Annotated in this window: 15 protein-coding genes; 9 read left to right on the forward strand and 6 right to left on the reverse strand. The window is 56.3% G+C overall.

Annotation, left to right across the window (positions count from 1 at the left end):
• Positions 1-92: 92 nt before the first annotated feature.
• The 4 genes from JQ617_RS02655 to JQ617_RS02670 all read right to left on the reverse strand — a co-directional run bounded on the left by JQ617_RS02655 (position 93) and on the right by JQ617_RS02670 (position 3246).
• A complete protein-coding gene (locus JQ617_RS02655; RefSeq protein ID WP_212024218.1) occupies positions 93-389 on the reverse strand; it encodes a GIY-YIG nuclease family protein in 297 nt (98 codons plus the stop codon).
• Positions 390-644: 255 nt separating this feature from the next.
• On the reverse strand, positions 645-1832 hold the full coding sequence (argE, locus tag JQ617_RS02660) for an acetylornithine deacetylase (protein ID WP_212024220.1): 1188 nt from the start codon (positions 1830-1832) through the stop codon (positions 645-647).
• A 726-nt stretch (positions 1833-2558) separates the two neighbouring features.
• Positions 2559-2822, reverse strand: coding sequence for a hypothetical protein (locus JQ617_RS02665; RefSeq protein ID WP_249156586.1), 264 nt, complete (start codon positions 2820-2822; stop codon positions 2559-2561).
• 136 nt (positions 2823-2958) lie between these two features.
• Positions 2959-3246 carry a hypothetical protein gene (locus tag JQ617_RS02670; protein ID WP_212024222.1) on the reverse strand — a complete coding sequence of 96 codons (288 nt, stop codon included), beginning with the start codon at positions 3244-3246 and terminating at the stop codon, positions 2959-2961.
• 317 nt (positions 3247-3563) lie between these two features.
• Between JQ617_RS02670 and JQ617_RS02675 the strand changes: the two genes are divergently transcribed.
• From JQ617_RS02675 to JQ617_RS02695, 5 genes are all read left to right on the forward strand, one after another.
• A complete protein-coding gene (locus JQ617_RS02675; protein ID WP_212024224.1) occupies positions 3564-3854 on the forward strand; it encodes a hypothetical protein in 291 nt (96 codons plus the stop codon).
• A gap of 6 nt (positions 3855-3860) precedes the next feature.
• Entirely contained in the window at positions 3861-4424 is a 564-nt protein-coding gene (locus JQ617_RS02680) for a hypothetical protein (RefSeq protein ID WP_212024226.1), read from the forward strand.
• A gap of 145 nt (positions 4425-4569) precedes the next feature.
• Positions 4570-5370: a hypothetical protein gene (locus JQ617_RS02685; RefSeq protein ID WP_212024228.1), complete on the forward strand. Its 801-nt coding sequence runs from the start codon at positions 4570-4572 to the stop codon at positions 5368-5370.
• A 172-nt stretch (positions 5371-5542) separates the two neighbouring features.
• Positions 5543-6739 carry a hypothetical protein gene (locus JQ617_RS02690; protein ID WP_212024229.1) on the forward strand — a complete coding sequence of 399 codons (1197 nt, stop codon included), beginning with the start codon at positions 5543-5545 and terminating at the stop codon, positions 6737-6739.
• 72 nt (positions 6740-6811) lie between these two features.
• Positions 6812-7288, forward strand: coding sequence for a hypothetical protein (locus JQ617_RS02695; protein ID WP_212024231.1), 477 nt, complete (start codon positions 6812-6814; stop codon positions 7286-7288).
• 13 nt (positions 7289-7301) lie between these two features.
• Here the strand turns inward: JQ617_RS02695 and JQ617_RS02700 are convergent, their stop codons facing one another.
• Entirely contained in the window at positions 7302-8063 is a 762-nt protein-coding gene (locus JQ617_RS02700; protein ID WP_212024233.1) for a Rap1a/Tai family immunity protein, read from the reverse strand.
• A gap of 971 nt (positions 8064-9034) precedes the next feature.
• Between JQ617_RS02700 and JQ617_RS02705 the strand changes: the two genes are divergently transcribed.
• On the forward strand, positions 9035-9475 hold the full coding sequence (locus JQ617_RS02705; RefSeq protein ID WP_212024234.1) for a hypothetical protein: 441 nt from the start codon (positions 9035-9037) through the stop codon (positions 9473-9475).
• 44 nt (positions 9476-9519) lie between these two features.
• Here the strand turns inward: JQ617_RS02705 and JQ617_RS02710 are convergent, their stop codons facing one another.
• A complete protein-coding gene (locus JQ617_RS02710; protein WP_212024236.1) occupies positions 9520-10002 on the reverse strand; it encodes a hypothetical protein in 483 nt (160 codons plus the stop codon).
• A gap of 2141 nt (positions 10003-12143) precedes the next feature.
• On the opposite strand from JQ617_RS02710, the gene JQ617_RS02715 reads away from it, so the two are divergent.
• The 3 genes from JQ617_RS02715 (at position 12144) to JQ617_RS02725 (ending at position 14094) form a co-directional block, all read left to right on the forward strand.
• Positions 12144-12806, forward strand: coding sequence for a DUF6946 family protein (locus JQ617_RS02715; protein ID WP_212024238.1), 663 nt, complete (start codon positions 12144-12146; stop codon positions 12804-12806).
• An 80-nt stretch (positions 12807-12886) separates the two neighbouring features.
• Entirely contained in the window at positions 12887-13540 is a 654-nt protein-coding gene (locus JQ617_RS02720) for a hypothetical protein (RefSeq protein ID WP_212024239.1), read from the forward strand.
• On the forward strand, positions 13537-14094 hold the full coding sequence (locus tag JQ617_RS02725; RefSeq protein WP_212024240.1) for a GIY-YIG nuclease family protein: 558 nt from the start codon (positions 13537-13539) through the stop codon (positions 14092-14094). Before JQ617_RS02720 ends, JQ617_RS02725 begins: the two co-directional genes overlap by 4 nt.
• Positions 14095-14410: the final 316 nt, after the last annotated feature.

The following is a 14410-nucleotide window of genomic DNA, read 5'->3' on the forward strand; positions in this document are numbered from 1 at the left end:
CGCGCTCGTGTCCCGGACGCGGTGCAGCACCATGAGCGCGTTTACGCGCGTCTTCGACGACTATGGTGCTGCTCCGCAGAGCCGGGACCCGGTTACGTCGGCAAGGTATTCAGCTCATCCGTGAGATCGCGCCAAACCGGATTGAGCTCTTCGATCAGCTTGAGCTTCCACGCACGCCGCCAGCGCTTCAGCGTATGTTCGCGTGCGCGTGCTTCGAGGATGGACTCGAACGTTTCGAAATAGACCAGCAGCGTGACGTCGTACTGCCGCGTGAATCCGGGGATCAGCTTGGCCTTGTGTTCGCTCAATCGGCGAACAAGATCGTTCGTTACGCCGACGTAGAGAGTCCCGTTTCGCTTGCTCGCAAGGATGTAGACGAAGAACGGCATAGCCGCGCAACCGGAGCTGACTGTACTGCTTCCTAAAGTTGCATACTTCAATGCCGTCGCCAAGCGCTCTGGGTCCCGGCTCTGCAGTGCGGTACTACGCACCGCACTGCGTCCGGGACACGAGACCGGAATGTTTTGGCGCCTACATCGTCCTCCGCAGGCTGGATCAGCGACCGCTCTCTCGTGTCCCGGACGCGGTGCAGCACGCAGTGCTGCTCCGCAGAGCCGGGACCCAGACTCTGTCGCGAGTGCCGGCTACGAGACAGCACAATGCGCGATCAGCTTCTCCACAAACCCCGCGCATTTCTCCAGCTCCGCCATCTCCACGAACTCGTCCGGCGTGTGCGCCTGCGCGATCGCGCCCGGTCCGATTACCACCGAGGGGATGTCGGCGATGCTGCTGAACAGACTGGCTTCGGTGCCGAAGGCGACCTTGGCGTGGTCGTTGCGGCCCGCGAGGCTCTTGGCGAGCGTGACGATCGCCGCGTCGGCCGCGGTGTCGAGCGCGGGATAGTCGAGGATCTCCTCGAAATCGATGCCGCACGAGGGATTCCTCGCCTTCATCGCCGGCTCGAGCTCGGCCTTGGCCCAGGCCACGATCGCGTCCGTCACCTCGCGCGACTCGGTGATGCCGATGCCGCGGCATTCGAAATCCACCGTGCAGGTATCGGGCACGATGTTCAGCGCGGCGCCGCCATGCACGATGCTGGTGAGCAGCGTCGAATGCGGAACGTCGTAGAGGCTGTCGGACGAGCGCGTGGCGGCCAGCTTCTCGGCGCGGCGGCGGATCTCGACGATCAGCTCCGCCGCATATTCGATCGCGTTGACGCCATCAGGTGCGATCGAGGAGTGGCGGGCGAGCCCATGGAACGTGGCGCGCACGCCGTGCTTGCCCTTGTGGCCGATGATGACCTGCATCTGGGTCGGCTCGCCGATGAAGGCGCCGAGAGGCCTGACCGTCTTCCTGGCGACCTCGCGCAGCATCGGCCGTACGCCGACGCAGCCGATTTCCTCGTCATAGGAGATCGCCAGGTGGATAGGCGTCGTCAGCTTCGCCTCCAGCATCTCCGGCACCATCGCAAGGCACACCGCCACAAAACCCTTCATGTCGGTGGTGCCGCGGCCAAACAGCTTGCCGTCGCGCTCGATCAGCTTGAACGGATCGTGGCTCCAGTCCTGCCCGACCACGGGCACGACGTCGGTGTGGCCCGACAGCACGAAGCCCGGCCGGTCCTCCGGCCCGATCGTGACCCAGAGCGCAGCCTTCTGCCCGGTCTCGTCGACGATGCGCTCGCCCTTGAGGCCGAGGAAGGCGAGATAGCTCTCGATATGGGCGATCAGGGGCAGGTTGGTGCGGTCGCTGATGGTATCAAAGCCGACCAGATCGGCGAGAAGGTGGCGGATGCGATCGGGTCTTGACGTCGGGAAGATCGGGTTCGGCATTGTCATTTCTTGTCGTGGGAACGGAAGCAGAAGCGCTTGCACGAACCATACCAATGTGCGCGTCGAATGGGCAAATCAACACGGGCCTGTAGCCCGGATGGAGCGCAGCGCAATCCGGGGTCTTGGTGCCGCATGGATGGATTCCCGGATTACGCTGCGCTCCATCCGGGCTACGGGGTTCCTCGGGCTACAAGACCTTGTGTTGCCCGGCGGGCAAAACACCCCGGCGATCGGTCAACCGGTGCAGCCGAAAATATTCCACTTTACCGAAATTCGGAAACGGCGTATCCATCGCCGCAACCCGGCCCTTGGGAAGAGGGGCGTATCGCGATCGTCACGAACGCGGGCCGGGCGGCGGTGGACGCGGATGGCGTCGGCGCGAACGGCCTTGCAGGGCGGGAGACCGTGAGCAAGGACCCCGCGCACACGACCGGTGCCATCAGCGTACGGCAAAATCGTGTGGTCCTGACGCCCGGGGTCTGTGCGTCAAGTCCCAGCGGTGATGTGGCGGCCCAACCGGGCTCGTGCATCAGCCATCTCGCGGGACGACGGGGGCAATAGTGCATCGCTCCCCGGGGAGAGCGCGACATAAGCCGTAAAGCCACTGCGCAGGGAGTGGTTAGCCCTAAAAATATCAATAAAATCAACATCTAAGCTGCTTTGTGTCCACCGTTGTGTCGCGATCCGCGATCTCAAAAATATTTTGCATCCATGCGCCTCACCCGATCACCCTGTACCGCTTGGCCCGCTTCCTTCTCGGCCCTGCGGCTCCGTGCCCCGCTTCAGCGCTCGCATCATCCCGATCCGCGCGAACATGACCGGCCCGCCGCTCACCACCAGCAACAGCGCCACTTGCCACTCGGGCTGATCGTGCACGGTCACAGGAAGCGCAGCGATGTATTCGCCCGCGTCGCGCAGGGTCCGCAGCGTCCTGCCGTCATCCAGCCTGATCGGGTCCTCGAACGCGAGGCCCCAGCCCACCTCAGCCATGGGGAGATTGTAGCATACTGAAAAGCGTCCGCTTAGCGGAGCCAACCGGAAGTCATCGCCTGAGGCCCAACCGACGCGATTGACCCGTTGCAAGCAATTCACAAGATCGATGTTGCGCCCGGTGTGCCTCGACGGGCTATTTTGCGTCCCTAAAGGCCTTGATTGCCACGGCTTCCAAGATGATCGTGTGCCCGGCTTCGGTCAGCAGCTTGATTTCACCATACATCTTCGTGACCACAGGCCCACGCTTAGCTGCCATATTTTCTGAGACGTCGGTCCCCGAATTCGATCCGAGCATCCAACCGGTAACTGCATCACCCGATGTGAGATGAACCACGACCTTCTTTCCGCCGAAGTCAGTGGCCTCTAGAACGATCTTTCTCGCATGCTCGTATTCTTCGGCCGTTGTGGTCCAGATTGGCATCGCTTGGCATTCCCTTGTCACAGCATGGTCGGTTACTTGGGAATTCCACGATATATGGCGTTGGGGCCGAATTTCCAAATGTATCGCTGGCGATTTGCCGACCGTCGCCGCCAGAGCGCGGCAAATCGGCCGCTGACGGCCGATTTCGCTCTCACTGCTCCGCGCTCTGGCAGGAAGCCCACCAGCGCTGTGCGATGAGTGCCTGCCGGTCGGCGCTTCATCCGCCTTATCCACAGGTGCCTCCGTAATCCCCCGGCTTCGCACTACCCTGAATTGTGGCATCGTCGTGGTTCCCGATTCGTCAGAAGGACGTACGCATGGCACTGAACGACGGAGAGATCGCGATTGTTAAAGGCATGCTGCTTCGCGGAGACCGGCAGCACGACATCGCAGCGTATTTCGGCATCAACGGTGGCCGCATTGCCGAGATCAGCACAGGACAAACCGGCAGCAGCATCACAGCATCTCCAGCAGAAGACTTGCCGCCTGCGGGGCCATACATGGCCGGCCGCTCGGCTCTCCGAGCGCGCGACACGCTGATCGCGCTCCGCGATCTGATCCAAGATGCGATCAACGACATCGATCTGTACGAAAAGCCGAAAGATTGAAAGAAGATGGATGACGTTATCTTCCTGTACGACCAAGCAATCGAGCATATCGTTCGACTGCATGGATTCTGCTCCAGCAAGAGGCGTGACCTAGGCGACGCTGGAGATGTTCAGGACGACGTGGACAGCGTTGCAGACTTGCTGGCTAAGCGCGATTTGCTCACCTTCTCCGCGTCTCTTCGTAACTTCGCCGAGGCTGCCAAGGCGGTGCAGGAACTACGACAATTGAGGGTTTCCACCTGCAAGCTCATAGCACCACCACAACCGCCTTACTTCGTGGACTCCGGCGAGACACTTTCGCTCTATCAAGTTCTTAGCCGGATCATCCATTCTCATACGGTTTCTATTCTCCGCTCGTCTTACGACTTTCATCTCCTCGTCGCCAAGACTGAGGAGGAATTATTTTCGATCCCATCGCAACCGATCAACGAATCCGGAACCATCTTGCTGGTCCAAACTGAGCAAGACCCAGTGACAATTGTAGCGCTACGCACCCTTATTCAGATCGCTTGCTCTTTCCTTGGGCCCGTGTCTGAGAGACTGCACATCATTCAGCGAGACGACCGCTGAATTGTCAGGAAGCGAGAAATCCCGCGGCACCATGAACAACAGGCTCAACCCGATTCGTCTTTGGTATGTGCTACTCGATAGCCGCCCGCTATCGCATATTTCTTGGTCGTCTATTCGCAGAATTGGTCAGTCACGACTTCTTAGCTTGACCATCATCGTGCCATTTCTGGGCTCAGTCATTCTGTTTAATCAAGCCGTCGTTGACTTACTGAGCATTTCGCCTGAGGTGGTGCGCCGCTGGTTTCACCTTACTAGTGAGCGGCCAGACGAAGCAAAAGCGGCAGCGCACACCCTTACCTTGTCGCGATTATACCTCGTGTACTTCGGACTGAGCTTTCTTGGCTTCGGGTCCGCCGTCTTTGCCCTTTTCTGCCCTGAGTCGATTAAGGAATATCCGTCCGTTACCAATTACCAAAGCGTCGAGGGGCCGTTGGCGACCAAGCCAAGGTTTCGCATCCTGCTGCGTCATGCGGCCCACCATTTCTGTTTCTGGCAATGGAGCATGTACGATGACTTGTTTCCTCTGACGGCGGCATCTCGAACCTTAAGGAGGCTCGGCGAGCCTGTCGATTTTCGAAGGCTATTCATAACAGTCATCCTTGAGGTCTATGGCTCATGGGGTCGCGCACGCGGGTCCGCTCCTGATGATCACGAGCAATATCAGGACGAGGACTCTGGGCGGCTCGATCCATGGAAACTAGCACGCCCTATGGCCTTCAGCCGCAGAACCGAGGAATGGTGGGTTGATGAACTAGCCGACACGTCGTTCGATGTGGCGACGCGCAACGATATCCTTGCTCTAAGCTATATGGCTTATGATCATAGCAAGCCACTTTGGAGGGTGCTTGCCGCTTCTTTTTATGCTGTGGGCTTTGCGCTCTTGCTGATCCCGACGTTTCAGACATTCTACAATGTCTTAAGTAGCTTGTTCGCTCGCCCAGTGTGACTAGAGCGCAGCGGCCTCGCAAGCGCCGCAAGTTGGAGGCCCTACGTTGTCAACCTTAGACCGATGGCGATCATTTCTGATCGCGCCGAAAGCTCTCACCTTTCCTCGAATGCAACTGATTGGACGCGACCACCTTCCTTCTCCGCTCGCAATCGGCAGCGGGACGATCAGCATGCAATCCCTATCGGACTTATCCTACGAATTTCAGGCTTCTTCGATGGATTTCACGTCGCTGATGGACACCATGCGTTATCAGCGGGATAATTCATACGATGCAAGCGCTCGCATGCGTCTCGAAGGTGTGGACGCGGATGGGGTCGAATGGTCATGCGGATACACAATCCCAAATCGAAGAAATATAGTCGAAGGACGGTTTGAGGGGGAACTGTCCTCGCTTATCTGTGACGATACAAGTGAGGGTATCACTCGAACCTCATGCACCGAACTGATCTATTCCGTTGATGGGCACCATCCTCTGGCACTTGCGCTGAACGGCCACAGGGGCAAGACAATTGAGATGCTCGGCTCGGCCATTACATTCACTCATGACCGGGAATCCCATTGCGTCATCGTTACAGCTCCGCATTCGGAGCAGCTTCCTCCAACGTATACAGAGCGATGGTTGGTCGAGCCATTTCGAGTGTTGTTCGGACAGCCTGTTATGCCGCGTCTCTATGCGCGGAATTTCGGCGACCGTTCGATGGTCTGTGTCTCCACTGTGCCGCAGGTGAAAAGTGCGGCTTGGTCCGCATTCTGGCACTGGGGAGATGACCAGAAGTGGGGGGATTTCTTTGAATGGTATAGCCAATTTCTAAGTTTGATCGCGCTTGCGAGAGATGATTGTGGCCGACCCAACTTCGCTCCTCATCCGATAACCAGCTTTTACGACGAGTTGGCGCAAGTTGCATTTGCTTCGCGTTGGGTCATGGCTCTTACTCTGGCGAGCGCGACCGAAGGCCTGACCAAGCTATTGCGCCCGGCAAAACAGGTGGCAAGCAAAGACAAAAAAGCTGATAAGGAGCAGAAAGCCGCTCTAGTTAAAGTAATCGAGAGCGCGACGGCTCCGGACCGGCTCAGGGGAGCGGCAATCAAGGCTGTTCAAAACTTTAGCTTTGAAAATGAAACGACCAAGAATGATCTGCGAAACCTTCGAGAGAGAGCGGCAATCACATCATCGCAGTTTTCGGCATGGAACGACATACGTAACTCGGTGATGCACGGAACGTTACTGTCGCCATTTTCGCAGGAGGAGGAAGATAAGAAGCTGGGTGATTTAGTCGAGCTGGTGCACGCGCTGACGCGCGAATTGCTTCGAGCCAATTATGCGACATATGAGGCCAAAGCATGCGGAACGGCCTATCATCACTAAAACCGTTATCGGCTGTGCCGTGTTTGCAGGCGCTGGTGTTTGCAGGCGCTTATACTCGGCGCCGCGCAAGACATGATGAAGGAAGCAATGCGATTTTCGAATTGGGTGAAGTTTGATCACCGAGACCTGCTGAGGAACACAAATTATCCCGGTGTATACGCCATCGCAATTTCTAGAACGAATATCGCAGGCAGGCGGTTCGGTTGGGTGAAGGAGATCTGCTACATCGGCTTCACAAATGGGGTCAGCGGACTTCGCGGTCGCCTCAATGCGTTCAATAATACGTTGCGTAATAAGTCGGGTCCGGGCCATGGCGGCGCCGAAAGGTTTCTCGGCAAGTACCGCAATGGCAATTCGCTTGCCAGAAAACTTTATGTCGCTGTCTGTCCATTCGAGTGCAACGTCTCCTCAAACCTACCTAGGGACTTGAGGATAATGGGCGATGTCGTCCGAGCTGAGTATCTTGCTTTCGCGAAGTACGCGGCCCTTTTCGGTAGACTGCCGGAGTTCAACGACAAGGAGAAATCACCCAAGAGGCAGATGCTCTGAGGGCTCGGGTTGCTTATCGAAGAAGTTTCCAGCCGAACCCCGTCCCCCGCCATGTTAGCTCAAACTGGCACGTAGCTTCTTTGCGCTTCCGGTTACATGGAGGAACGTCACCTCGTACCTCGATGAATATCTTTAGGGGCACTTGTCCGTTCTGATCCTCGACACGTTTGTCAAAGACGGGTTGCTGGAATTCCTTCTTCCAAGGTGATCCCGTTGCCTGCTCTGAATAGGCGTAGAGATCACATCCGTCGGTGGAGCATGCAGCGCTCCCGTGGAACGTGCAGATCTTACTAGGATCGAACACCGCCACACGCCTACCGTCTCCCCTCTGATACACGGAGATGGTCTTCTCCAAGTCACCGCCAGTGCCGTCCTCACCCGCTCCGTTGCAATCAGCAGCTATATCTTTGGCGGCTTGTCCGACCTCGGCGGGCAAATCGACGATGCGAACCCCTGTTGTTGAATGGTCCTGAGACGCTTTCGGTGGTTCCTGACAAGGAAACCTGTCTTTGAACGCCAACATGAGGGCTTCGGCAGCGGGCAGGTCACGCGCTTCTCTGTGGGCCATTACGTAGTCAAAGAATATCACGCTCATGTCTTTGACCGGCAAGCCTGTCGGGCAGAAAGATCGTGTGCCCTGCATGAAAGCGATGCGTGCGTCATCCCATCCATTTATATAGGCGTTACAGAACTTTGCGTACTCCTCCGACTTCTTGTCTCTCTTAATTCCCGGAACATTGCCCGCACACGCCAGCGCAAGGGCGGCTCCGGGCATATCGCTCGCGCGCACGGGAGTGATGATTGCCCCGAGCGCTATTACAAGCGCCAGCCGTAGCAATGTGCAGGAAGCTCTCAATAAGTGTTGCATGTCCGTTGATGGTTGATAGCTCGCGCGTCCGCCTTTGAAAAACTTTTGAGCTGCTGGCGATTTTGCTGGTTGGGAGTGCCGTGGTCCGCGCAATCGGCTCAGAGCCGGAGCCCAAAGCCGAAAGCGGATGTCCTTGGTGGACAACATCTATAGGGACTAGCCGCCCAATGCTGAATTGGGCGCGCTAATCTACTTGTGCGTCCCGTACTGGTTTCCACTGCTCGGGTTCGAATAGGTGCCACCCTTGTGAGACGATCCCGATCCGCCCGTGTAGGAGCCCCCGTGGCTCGACGTATGGGAGCCACCGCCATAGGAGGTACGGCCACCACTGCCGCCCCGAGCTTGAGCAAGGGTTGTTGAGCACATCAGTGCTACCGCGAATATCGCTAGTTTCCTCAAAACACCTCTCCTTGACCGTCTGATTGACGATGACGTTTCATGCTTAGACACGAGCCGCATTGACAAGGCGGAACTCATTCGTACGCACACGACTAAGGTCTATGCCCTTCAGTTTATGGCGTTTGTTGAAATCGCGTGCTGGTTGCGCTCATATTCGTCCGGGCTAGGGAAAGAATGCGATGTGCAAATTGGGTGTTGCGGTGCTTTGCGCCGCGTTGGGCGGATGTGTAGCAAACAGCGAAACAGTCCAATTCCGACCATCAAACCCGCAGCAGCAAGCGCTAATGCGGGACGGGCAAGCTGCTCTTGTCTCTCGTCAGAAGAGTTCCCTTGTGCTGGTGCGCCCTGCATCGCGACAAGTGCGGGCAAATGGACGGCCTGTCTTCGTCGTTGCGATTAACAATCTGAGCAAAGTCCCCGTAGATTTCCGGGTAGCCCAAGTTGAAGCTACCCAGCATGTGGCTGGGTCGGACTACGGCATGCAGGTGGTGACCTACGAGATGTTGGTTCAGGAGGAGAAGAACCGGCAAGTCGCTGCGGCCGTTTTTACGGGCTTGGCCGCCGCAGGAAACGCGTACAGCGCGTCTCAGGCGGGTTACGGCCATTACACGACGCCAAGCGGCAGAACGGGTACGTTCTATAGCCCAACTGCCGCAGCCATCGCGCAAAGCAACGCCAGTGCGCAGAATGAAGCTATGATCGCCGCTACCGTGGAGACCGGGCAGCGCAACATGGCCGTCCTTGAGCAGTCCGTCATCAAGGACAACACGCTCATGTCCGGCGAGTGGTATGGCGGGCAACTCCATCTCGCTCCGCCCGTTGCTAGTGAGAGCGGAGGGCCGAAGACTTACACCATCGTCATTACGGTCGGGACCGATCGGCACGTGATCGACATTGCGCAAGGGCCGGCCGGGGCATGAACAATGTGCCGGGTAGTTGCGCGGTCGCCATGACTTCGTTGACCTCAAACGTTGTTGGGCGTTGACCGCAGCGTAAAGCCGGAAAACTGGATATGCTGGTATCGAGCCTCGGGGTCCCCTTTAGATTTATACCCTCTTTTGTTCATCAGACCGTTCTCCTCCCGTGTAATCAGGACCGGGGCGTATTCGCCGATGATAGATGCAGCTTTGTCCACTGTTAGAGATGTGCCTTCGGCGTTCAGCATCTCATAGATTTGTTTGAGCGGTCGGGCATGCTCGAAGGTCACCAGCTTCCTCCAATTCCGGTCTCCGCTTCCCCTAATCTTTCGAGCCGCATCGCTGACGCGCGGATATGTTTTCCAATCCTCTTTGTAATTACCGCATTCCAGATACAGCGAGATCGCCCATAACATTTTCCTAATGTAAAAGCTTTGCTTCACGCCCGCGTGGATGAGCTTCACCGTCGCCTCAAGAAGAATTCTCGCCTTTGCAGCGTCGAGATTATCGTCGTGTATCGAGAACTTCATATTAATCGCCCCCGGCCACCAATTCCGATATCCTCGCTCGCGAAATGCGACGCATGCACATATGAAAGCCCGGCGACGGCCGATATGCAAATTATCAATCGGTTGAGTATGACCCGCAATCGCGGGTGCCACAGGCCCTGCCTTATTCGTGTTGGAGCGGCCCGCATGTTGGCCCACCCGTAAATTTCCCAAGTGCTTGCTGTTAGGCTCGCGGGTTAAGTGGCGCAAGTTGAGCGCCGCACATGAAGACACCGAAGCCAAAGCAATGGTCTGAGCAGGAAGTCCGCCGATTAATCAAGCTCGCCCGGCAGAGAGCGGGCACGTTGGAGATCGCCGCCGAGCTGGGGCGTCATGCCGGTTCAGTGAGGCGGATGCACGGTCTATGGGCCTCTTGTTGTTGAAGAAGTAGCCGTTCGACCACGTCATCTGCTTGCAGTCCCGCCACGCACCCGTAATTTTACGGGCATTGCATATTTATCCCGTTTCACATCTACTTGAGATTGTTTTTATGACGATCTTGGTTTTTTGACGGGGCGCCAATGAGCGTCAAAGCCTTGATAGCAGCTAGCCGCCGTCGATTTTCCTTAGTCGAACGCATGGATTCATCCTGCAAGTAAGCCGAGAGGTCAAAAGATGAAGATAGTTGGAGCTTTAGTTATCCTGCTTTCGATTGGCGGTGTTTCATTTGCGGCCGATCGTTGCGGATGCGATACTCGTAGAGATCAAGCGAGCGCCGCTTGCAGGGATCAGATTTGCGGTTCGAAAATTACGTCCGAATACTACGCATGCATGAGGGCATGTTTCCCGCAAACAGGCAATTCAGGAGCTAGTCGCTGAGACCGCGCTGTTAACGCGAATACTGATGATGAGGTGAACAGCAGTCGTCAGAGCAAATCATCATTAGTTCACCATCCCTAAGCGTCGGCCTTCTAAGTCACAGGGCCGCTGTTTACCGAAATTTACAGTAGCGAACAGCAGCGTTGGAGCGAGCAGGCGCGATCTTTCATCGCCAGTTTATCGTCTGCTGCCAAGGCCCCAGCCCGTTGCACTCGCGATTGAGAAAGGGATCTTATGAGGGCGTTACTAGTGAGCATGCTGTTCTTAGCAAGCGCGAGTACTGCGTTGAAGGCCGAAAAGTTGCCGTGCTCGAAGAATCCGGGTCCAAATTGTTACAACGATCTTCGGCCCAGCGAAAAACTAGCGGCCTGCGAGCATACTAAGGACGAGGCTAAGCTGAAATGTTACCAAAAATCTAGCTCGTCAGAACAGCGAGGCTGCATTGAAGTAGTGAATACGCAACATGCGTCATGTGTGACTAACGCCACACATTAAGTCTCGACACACGACTAATCGCTTTGACGGCGCCGAGATGGCCTTTTCCCGGCGTATTCGGTTCGGGGGCTTCGCTCGCTTCGAAACAGCAAAAGCAGCTTAATGACATTCTCGCAAGTTTCACCAGCGATACTACTGATGCCGCAATGCGTACTATCTGCGAATAGTGCTGCTGACACGGAGTTCTTTATGAGATGGACAGCAATCTTTGTTTTTTTCTTCGCAGTATTAGGATCATCTCCCTCGTCGGTCGCAAAGGATAAGTCGCCTCAGAAAGATGGAGGTCGCACCTCTACAGCGCCAGTGAAGTTTTTGCTCGATGAAGAGGGCGAGAGTTCGGGCCATGGCAAAGAGGTCACGAGATCAACGTCGCCGTCTCCCGGTTCATCGCAGCAGAAGCCCGCTTCTAGTAATGTCTCTCAGATGCCAACCTCTTCCTCAGACGTGCAGTCCCGGAAGGAAGCGGCTTACTCGGCGTGCCAATCAAAATGGATCGGAAAGTGCAACGATGGCTTTGAGAAAACAACAATAAGTTGCCGCCGAATATCCCTATTGTCAAATGCCCAAACTATGACTCTCGATCAGTGTGTGGACGCAGCAGCCGACTTTCGAGAAAAATGTTTGAGCAAAAGTGAGCAGCTTTGCCAGATGGAACTGAAGTAATCTGGACAAGCGATCGTCTACGGCATGAAGCTTCCAAGCTGACGTTGTGCATTACAGCCGAAGTCTTGCCGTGCGTACTCACGCCGAACCGCCATATCATGCCAGAGGCTATTTGCATTACCGCAAGGCTGCACGAGAGCTTTTGAATGCGAAAGATCTACATTCCAACGTCCGGTGCTGCGAGCTGGCAATCCCTTCTTGCCGATCCCGAAAAGCATTGGCGCATGGGATACTCCGCGCGGACACTCGCGCACTGCTGGGAAGCCTCAGATGGCCTGCCAACGGAAGTCGCCGCTCTGTTTGGATCAGATGCCGAGCTACTTATTGCAATCCCGGAACACAAGGTTTCGCTGCGCGATACAGGCAGAGAAAGTCAGACAGACCTATTTGCTTTGATCAAAGCGAACGATCGCACGATAGCCGTCGCCGTGGAAGGCAAGGTCAATGAGACGTTTGGGCCGCTCATCAAGGATTGGTTCGCGGAACCATCGCCCGGAAAGCAACAGCGATTGCAATTCTTGTGCGACCTCATCGGCATTGGCTGTCCGCCACCGGACCATCTTCATTATCAATTGTTTCACCGCACCGCTTCGGCCATTCTCGAAGCCGAACGCTTCAAGACGGATGATGCGGCCATGATCGTCCATTCGTTCTCCGCCGAGAACAAGTGGTTCGATGCCTATGCGGCGTTTCTTCATGCCCTTGGGCTAACCGCAGATTGTGAGCGACTTGTCAGCAAGAGGCTGGCAAACGGCCGTGTCCTATATTTTGGATGGGCCAAGGGTGATCCTAAGTTTCTGATAGCCTGATGCGTATTTGACCGTCTGTGAGTGATCAGCGCCTCTTCCTGCACCGATTGCCGAAGGGATGTAGTGCGGAGCAGCACATTGTGAGTGACCTTTTCAAATTCTGGCGCCGCATCGACCCCGCTGACGGCGTACACCCGGATGACGCGCCGACATTCAAGCGCCTGAATGGGCAGCATGGGTTCAGTTTGAACTGCCTGCCGTTGAGCTTCACGGGACCATTAAAGACCGCGCGCGTTGTGCTACTCTACCTGTCGCCCGGATTGCCAAAAGGGCTTGAAGGACACTCAAGATCGCCGGAACTTCAGGTGCTGTACGCTAAGCAGAGAACAGGCACGGCGGAGCTGCCCGACGCGAATTCTCCCGGACATCGATGGCGAGAAAGCCGACTATCGTTCCTAGGAGATTGGGAGCAGCACAGAGACGAGATCGCGGTATTCAATATCGGGGCTTATCACTCGAAAGAGTTCATTGACCACGATGTTTTGGCATCGTTGCCATCGAGCCGCATAGCGCTGGACTGGGCACAATCCGTCCTCTTTCCAGAAGCTGAGGCAGGGAACCGCGTCGTCATCTGCATGCGGGCAGCAAAGTATTGGGGACTTCGTGCGGGCCAGACGTTCGGCAAGTCACTGTTTGCGCCTGAAACGACCCGGGGCGGTCACATGGTGGCAGGCAAGCAACGAGAAGTCATCATCGAGAAGGCGCGACGAGCGCTCGGTACGCGACCACAATGACCAGATCGGATGAGATACGTTCACTTGCAAAGCAAGGCTTAAGTACTGCGAACATAGCTCGACGATTGGGCATTCGCTACCAGCATGCTTACAATGTGTTGAATAGCTCTGGCCCTCCCAAGCAGGCCACGGCAGCACAAGCTTTGATAAAGCCGTCCCTAGATGCAGCCGTACTAGTAAATGGCGGCTTCATACTGTCATCACGCTGGCGGCTCGCCGAAACACTTGAATTGAAGCTAGAGCAGCCGATAACTAAGGAGGTCGGCGTGTATGCTTTCGCCAAGGATAATATCGTTCTCTATGTGGGCGTAGCGACCATGGGGCTTGCCAAGAGATTATATTTTTACGCCAAGCCCGGTTCTACGCAGCGCACCAGTCAACGCCTCAATGAAATTTTGAAAACGGAATTGGCGGTGATGGACTACATCGACATTTATACGGCGACGCCGCCGGATTTGGAGTGGAATGGCCTTCCAGTTCACGGCGGCGCTGGCTTAGAGCTGGGGCTTATTAAGAAATATAGTTTGCCTTGGAACGTTCGAAGCGCTGGCTAGAAATCTCACTTGGAGTTGCTCCGCGCGACGCGGGCAAAAGCAACGCGAGAAATTGATCCCAATGAGGAAGTTGGCCGTGCCGCTGGGGGCCGTAGCTACGACGATGATGGTCTCGTCGGCGTCGCCTAGAGAGGTACCGACGTTTGACGCCGCCGCCTATTGCGAAGCAGAAGCAAGACGCGACAACGCGCTCAATGAAGGTGCGAAGACAGCTTTCGTTGGTCTCTGCGAGAGATCAGTCGAGCCGCACTTTGCTGAGGTCGTCGCCTATAAATGGGGGTACGTCCCCGACCAAATACAGCGTGCGTGCATCAGC

The organism is Bradyrhizobium sp. KB893862 SZCCT0404, assembly GCF_018130885.1.
Taxonomy (GTDB): domain Bacteria; phylum Pseudomonadota; class Alphaproteobacteria; order Rhizobiales; family Xanthobacteraceae; genus Bradyrhizobium; species Bradyrhizobium stylosanthis.